The sequence below is a fragment of the Pseudonocardia sp. genome, from assembly GCF_029263155.1.
GTDB lineage: Bacteria > Actinomycetota > Actinomycetes > Mycobacteriales > Pseudonocardiaceae > Pseudonocardia.
Window position 1 is genome coordinate 1 of sequence record NZ_JAJCYB010000083.1, and the last position, 5,919, is coordinate 5,919.

At 73.1% G+C, this 5,919-nt stretch carries 6 protein-coding genes; 4 read left to right on the plus strand and 2 right to left on the minus strand.

Features of this window, described 5'->3' with window-relative positions; all coding sequences use genetic code 11:
* Positions 1-209: 209 nt before the first annotated feature.
* Genes ychF through Q1K26_RS17405 form a run of 3 tightly spaced genes read left to right on the plus strand, consistent with a single transcriptional unit; the run spans position 210 to position 1,944 of the window.
* Positions 210-1,283, plus strand: a complete 1,074-nt coding sequence (gene ychF, locus Q1K26_RS17395) for a redox-regulated ATPase YchF (RefSeq protein ID WP_300013727.1) — start codon at positions 210-212, stop codon at positions 1,281-1,283.
* 32 nt (positions 1,284-1,315) lie between these two features.
* Positions 1,316-1,546, plus strand: coding sequence for an antitoxin (locus tag Q1K26_RS17400; RefSeq protein ID WP_300013728.1), 231 nt, complete (start codon positions 1,316-1,318; stop codon positions 1,544-1,546).
* On the plus strand, positions 1,543-1,944 hold the full coding sequence (locus Q1K26_RS17405) for a TA system VapC family ribonuclease toxin (RefSeq protein WP_300013730.1): 402 nt from the start codon (positions 1,543-1,545) through the stop codon (positions 1,942-1,944). Before Q1K26_RS17400 ends, Q1K26_RS17405 begins: the two co-directional genes overlap by 4 nt.
* A gap of 32 nt (positions 1,945-1,976) precedes the next feature.
* On the opposite strand, the gene Q1K26_RS17410 is transcribed toward Q1K26_RS17405, so the two are convergent.
* Positions 1,977-2,828 carry a chromosome condensation regulator gene (locus Q1K26_RS17410; protein WP_300013732.1) on the minus strand — a complete coding sequence of 284 codons (852 nt, stop codon included), beginning with the start codon at positions 2,826-2,828 and terminating at the stop codon, positions 1,977-1,979.
* A 134-nt stretch (positions 2,829-2,962) separates the two neighbouring features.
* Between Q1K26_RS17410 and Q1K26_RS17415 the strand changes: the two genes are divergently transcribed.
* On the plus strand, positions 2,963-4,393 hold the full coding sequence (locus tag Q1K26_RS17415) for a M1 family metallopeptidase (protein ID WP_300013734.1): 1,431 nt from the start codon (positions 2,963-2,965) through the stop codon (positions 4,391-4,393).
* A gap of 113 nt (positions 4,394-4,506) precedes the next feature.
* Here Q1K26_RS17415 and Q1K26_RS17420 read toward each other — a convergent pair whose 3' ends face one another.
* Positions 4,507-5,565, minus strand: coding sequence for a 3-deoxy-7-phosphoheptulonate synthase (locus tag Q1K26_RS17420; protein ID WP_300013736.1), 1,059 nt, complete (start codon positions 5,563-5,565; stop codon positions 4,507-4,509).
* Between the last annotated feature and the right edge of the window lie 354 nt (positions 5,566-5,919).

Below are 5,919 nucleotides of genomic sequence, written 5' to 3' on the forward strand. Positions count from 1 at the left end.
CACCTGCATAAGTACAACCCCCGCCGCATCCAGGCCGGCCTCGACGGGCTGTCTCCCGACGAGTACGAGGACGCCTACCATCGCGCCCAGCACGACGACCCCGACAGGTAACGAGGACTCCGGCCAAGCGGGGGAAGCTCATCCGGCTCGTGTCCGGCTTCCTCTGCCGGGCCACGACGCCGTGTGGCCGCGGACTACCCTGGCTTCCCGTGTCTCTCACCCTCGGGATCGTCGGCCTGCCCAACGTCGGCAAGTCGACCCTGTTCAACGCGCTGACGAACAACGACGTGCTCGCCGCGAACTACCCGTTCGCCACGATCGAGCCGAACGTCGGCGTGGTGCCGTTGCCCGATCCGCGTCTCGCCGAGCTGGCGAAGATCCACGGCTCGGTCAAGCTGGTGCCCGCTGCGGTGTCCTTCGTCGACATCGCGGGCATCGTCAAGGGGGCGTCCGAGGGAGCGGGCCTGGGCAACAAGTTCCTGGCCAACATCCGCGAGTCCGACGCGATCTGCCAGGTCGTGCGCGTGTTCGACGATCCCGACGTCGTGCACGTCGACGACCGCATCGATCCGGCCGCCGACATCGAGACGATCTCCACAGAGCTGATCCTCGCCGACCTGCAGACGCTGGAGAAGGCCGTCCCGCGCCTGACCAAGGAGGCGCGGATGCAGAAGGACCGCCGCCCGGTGCTGGAGGCCGCGGAGCGGGCGGTGGAGGTCCTCGACGGCGGCACGACCCTGTTCGCCGCGCGGGTCGATCCCGCGCCGCTGCGCGAGCTGACGCTGCTCACCACGAAGCCGTTCCTCTACGTCTTCAACGCCGACGAGGGCGTGCTCACCGACGACGCCCGCCGCAAGGAGCTCGCGGAGCTGGTGGCGCCCGCGGACGCGGTGTTCCTCGACGCCAAGGTCGAGTCCGAGCTGCTGGAGCTCGACGAGGAGTCGGCGCGCGAGCTGCTGGAGTCGATCGGCCAGGCCGAGCCCGGGCTCTACGCGCTGGCCCGCGCCGGCTTCCACACCCTCGGCCTGCAGACCTACCTCACCGCAGGCCCCAAGGAGGCCCGCGCCTGGACGATCCCGAAGGGCGCCACCGCACCGCAGGCCGCGGGTGTCATCCACACCGACTTCGAGCGCGGGTTCATCAAGGCCGAGATCGTGTCCTACGACGAGCTGATCGCCGCCGGGTCGATGGCGGCGGCCAAGGCGGCCGGCAAGGTGCGCATGGAGGGCAAGGACTACGTCATGGCCGACGGCGACGTGGTGGAGTTCCGCTTCAACGTCTGATGCATCGCAGGTGATGCACCTATGATGCGGTGATGCGCACCACCGTCGACCTCCCGCCCGCCGTGCATCGACGTGCGCTGGAGATCGCCAGGCGAACGGGCCGGTCGCTCTCGGCCGTGGTTGCCGATCTGGTCGTTCGTGGCCTCGGTCAGCTCGACCAGCCGATCGTGGTCGGCACGGACGAACGGTCCGGCTTCCCGGTCGTCACGATCGGTCGCCGGGTCACGTCGGAGCAGGTCGCGGAGATGCTGGACGAGGAGTGAGGACGTACCTGCTGGACGCGACCGTGTTGATCGCTCTCACGGTCGCCGATCACGAGCACCATGCGCGGGCGTCGGTCTGGGCGTCCGGGATCACGGATTTCGCGGTCTGCCCCGTGGTGGAGGGTGCGCTGGTGCGCTTCCTGATCCGCATCGGGGAGAGCGCCGCCGTCGCCCAGCAGGTGCTCCGGGCGGTCCACGCCCTGCCGGGTTGTGAGTTCTGGCCGGACTCCCTGTCCTACGCGGAGGCGGGTCTCGGGAGGGTGCACGGGCACCGTCAGGCCACCGACGCGTACCTGGTGGGTCTGGCCGCGGAGCGGGCCGGCGCGACGCTCGCCACGCTGGACGAGGGGCTCGCGCGGTCGCACCCCGAACGGACGATCCTGGTACCGGCCGCGTGACGCGGCGGGCTTCCGGTTCGGCGCGTGGGAGCTCATCCCGATCCGATGCCCCGCCATCCGGCGACGTCGCACCTGCCGTCCGCGCCGTCCCCCGCGGCGACGACGGTGCCGTCGACGCGCAGGCCGAGCGTGTGGGCGGACCCCGCCGCGACCGCGACGATGCCGTGCCAGTCGCGCACGTCGCACTGCCCGTGGTCGTCGGCTCCGACCGCGCGGACCCGGCCGTCCGTGCCGACCCCGACCGTGTGGTGGCTGCCCGCGGCCACCGCCACCATCTCGGTCCACGCATCGACGTCGCACGCGCCCGAGCGGCGCCGGCCTGCGGCGGCGACGGTTCCGTCGGACCTCAGCCCGACCGTGTGCAGGTGCCCCGCCGTGACCGCGGCGAGGTCGTGCCAGGCGCCGACGTCGCACTGCCCGTACCGGTCGTTGCCCGCCGCGACCGCCGTGCCGTCCGCCCGCACGCCGACGGAGTGCCAGTCACCGGCGGCGAGCGCCACGATCTCGCGCCAGGCGCCGACCTCGCACTGCCGCTCGTCGTTGCGCCCGGCGGCCACGACGGTGCCGTCCGCGCGTGCGCCCAGGGTGCGGCGCCAGCCCGCGGCGATGGACGTGACATCGCGCCAGCCGTCCACGGCGCACTGCCCGTCGCCGTCCCAGCCCGTGGCCACGACGGTGCGATCCGCCCGCAGCGCGACGGTGTGGGACCTGCCGGTGTTGCGGGCCGCATGGACGTTCCCGGCGGCGACGGCGACGACGTCCCGCCAGCCGGTGACGTCGCACTCGCCTGCGGAGCCGTGGCCGGCCGCGACGACGGTCCCGTCCGAGCGCAGGCCGACCGAGTGCCGCCTGCCCGCGGCGAGGACGGGCGGGTGATCCGGCATCGATCCTTGCCTCCTCGCTCGGGCCCACCGGCCCGGCCGATGGTGGCACGGCGCCCACCGAGGCGGGCGGCATGGTCGCCCACGGACCGTGCGAGGCTCAGCGTCGCGGACGCGAGTGCAGGAGGTGGACTCCGATGGCCGGCACCCGGCGGGTCGGTGTCGCGGTGCTCGGGCTGGTGCTCGGCGCGTCGCTGCTGACCGGCTGTGCGGCCACGACGTCGGGGGCGGGGCGAGCGTTGACCGCGATGCCGGGTGCACCGGGCATCGGCGACCCCTACTTCCCGCTCGACGGCAACGGCGGCTACGACGTCACCGACTACGCGCTCGACGTCGCCTACCTGCCCGCGACGGACGAGCTCACCGGCACCGCCGAGCTGGCGGTCCGCGCCACGCAGGACCTGTCGGCGTTCAACCTCGACCTGGTCGGGCTGGAGGTCCGCTCGGTCGCCGTCGACGGCGCCCCCGCCACCTGGACCCGCGACGGCGGGGAGCTCACCGTCACCCCCGCCGCGCCGCTCGCCGACGCCGCGGCGTTCACCACCGTGATCACCTACGCCGGCGTGCCCGCGACCCTCGACGATCCGCTCGGCGTCGCCGGCTTCTTCCACACCGACGACGGCGCGCTGGTCGTCGGGCAGCCGGACGTGGCCGCCACCTGGTTCCCGGTGAACGACCACCCGCTCGATCCGGCCACCTACACCGTCCGCATCACCGCTCCCGAGGCCCTGGAGGCGATCTCGAACGGGGTGCTCACCTCGACCACCTCGGCGGGTGGCATGACGACGTCGACGTGGCGCGCGGACGAGCCGATGGCGCCCTACCTGGTCGGGATGGCGATCGGCGAGTTCGACGTCCGCGCCTACGGCCAGGGCGGCATCCGCTACTGGGACGCGCTGGACCCGGCGCTCGGCGAGACGGGCGCGGTGGCGTCGGCGTCGCTGGCCCGGCAGCCCGAGGTGATCGCGTTCCTGGAGGGCATGTTCGGCCCGTACCCGTTCGCGGCGGCGGGCGGGATCGTCGACGACGTCGGTGAGCTGGCGTTCGCCCTGGAGAACCAGACGCGCCCGATCTACGCGCCGTCGTTCTTCTCCGACGCGGTCTCCGGCGACGTCGTGGTCGTGCACGAGCTGGCCCACCAGTGGTTCGGCAACAGCCTCCCGCTCGCGCGCTGGCGCGACATCTGGCTCAACGAGGGGTTCGCGACCTACGCCGAGTGGTTGTGGAACGAGGGCGAGGGCCGCGGGAGCGTCGATGAGCAGTTCGACCGGATCGCCTCGATCCCGGCCGACGCCGCCTTCTGGACGCTCCGCATCGGCGACCCGGGCCCGGACCGGCTGTTCGACCCGGCCGTGTACCTGCGCGGCGCGATGACCGTCCACGCGCTGCGCACGGCCGTCGGCGACGACGCGTTCTTCCGCATCCTCACCGAGTGGACCGGCCGCAACGCCGGGCGGAACGTCACCACCGGGGGGTTCGTCGCCCTGGCCGAGGAGGTGTCCGGCCAGGACCTCACGGAGCTGTTCGACACCTGGCTCACGACCCCGCAGAAGCCCGACCTCCCGTAGCCGCACGGGCGCCGGCCGCCGCCCCCGCTCGCACACAGGTTGCGGGGCCCGCACACGGGTTCTGCCCTGTGTGCGAGCCCCGGGAGGTGTGTGCGGGCGCCGGTGCGCCGTGCTCAGCGGCGGGCCGACACGGCCGCGGCCAGCTCGTCGAGCACCTCCGCCGTCGTGTCCCAGCCCATGCACGCGTCGGTGACGCTGCGGCCGTAGGTCATGTCGGGCCCGAGCTCCTGGCGACCCTCGACGAGGAAGCTCTCCAGCATCAGCCCGGCGACGCCCCGCTCGCCCGCGGCGATCCGGGTCGCGATCTCCCGCGCCACCGCGGCCTGGCGCACGTGGTCCTTGCCGCTGTTGCCGTGGCTGGCGTCGACGATCACCCGCTCGGGCAGGCCCGCCGCACGCAGCAGTTCCTGCGCGGCCCCGACCGACGCGGTGTCGTGGTTCGGGCCCGCCGACCCGCCGCGCAGGATGACGTGGCAGTCCGGGTTGCCGGCCGTGGTCACCAGCGCGGCGAGCCCGTCGGGGTTGATGCCCATGAACACGTGGCTCGCCGCGGCCGCGCGCACGCCGTCGACGGCCACCTGCACGTCCCCGTCGGTCGGGTTCTTGATCCCCACCGGCATCGACAGCCCGCTGCACAGCTGCCGGTGCACCTGGCTGGCGGCCGTCCGCGCCCCGATGGACCCCCAGGTCACGACGTCGGCGAGGTACTGCGGCGTGATCGGGTCGAGGAACTCGCAGCCCACCGGCAGGCCGAGCGCGCTGATGTCGAGCAGCAGGCGCCGCGCCGTGCGCAGGCCGGTGTTGACGTCGTAGGTGCCGTCCAGGTGCGGGTCGTTGATCAGACCCTTCCACCCGACGGTGGAGCGCGGCTTCTCGAAGTAGGTGCGCATGACGACGTGCAGCTCGCCCGCGTGGCGCGTGGCCTGTGCGGCGAGACGGTGCGCGTAGTCCAGTGCGGCGGCCGGATCGTGGATCGAGCACGGCCCGACGACGACGAGCAGCCGGTCGTCGTGGCCGCGTCCTGCCATGATGGCGACGACGTCGGCGCGCGCCCGGGTGACCGTGTCGGCCACCGCGTCGTCGACGGGGAGCTCGTGGCGCAGCATGGCGGGGGAGAGCAGCGGGCTGATGCGGCGGGTGCGGTGCTCGTCCAGCGCGGGCAGGGTGATCATCAGGCGGCGTTCCTAGCTCCGGCACCGCCCGCCGAGAAGTCCCCGTCCGAGCCGGTGTCCGGCTCGTGGGGATGGGTGTCAGCGCAGCAGTTCGCCCGCCGACCCGTCACGGGCCGGAGCGGTAAACCAGTACTGGCGCTGCACGGGCCGGACTGTAGCGCAGCGGCGGGGCCCGCGTCAGCAGGCCCTGTCGATGCCGATCAGGGCGAGGTCGGCTCAGACCCGGTTCCGCAGGTAGTTCATGGGATGATCTCCAGTGGTGACCGTTGATCTTCGTGGGCGGTTGAGGAGTCGGCGCGCAGGTCGAGGGCCCGGATGTCGCGTCCGGGTGGGCGGAGTTCCAGGGCTCGGGGG

What these genes read in the sequence shown, in the direction of transcription:
- Q1K26_RS17400 (WP_300013728.1), top strand. Translation starts at nt 1,316, where the DNA reads ATGCGCACCACCGTCGACCTCCCGCCCGCCGTGCATCGACGTGCGCTG.
- Q1K26_RS17410 (WP_300013732.1), bottom strand. Translation starts at nt 2,828, where the DNA reads ATGCCGGATCACCCGCCCGTCCTCGCCGCGGGCAGGCGGCACTCGGTC.
- Q1K26_RS17415 (WP_300013734.1), top strand. Translation starts at nt 2,963, where the DNA reads ATGGCCGGCACCCGGCGGGTCGGTGTCGCGGTGCTCGGGCTGGTGCTC.
- Q1K26_RS17420 (WP_300013736.1), bottom strand. Translation starts at nt 5,565, where the DNA reads ATGATCACCCTGCCCGCGCTGGACGAGCACCGCACCCGCCGCATCAGC.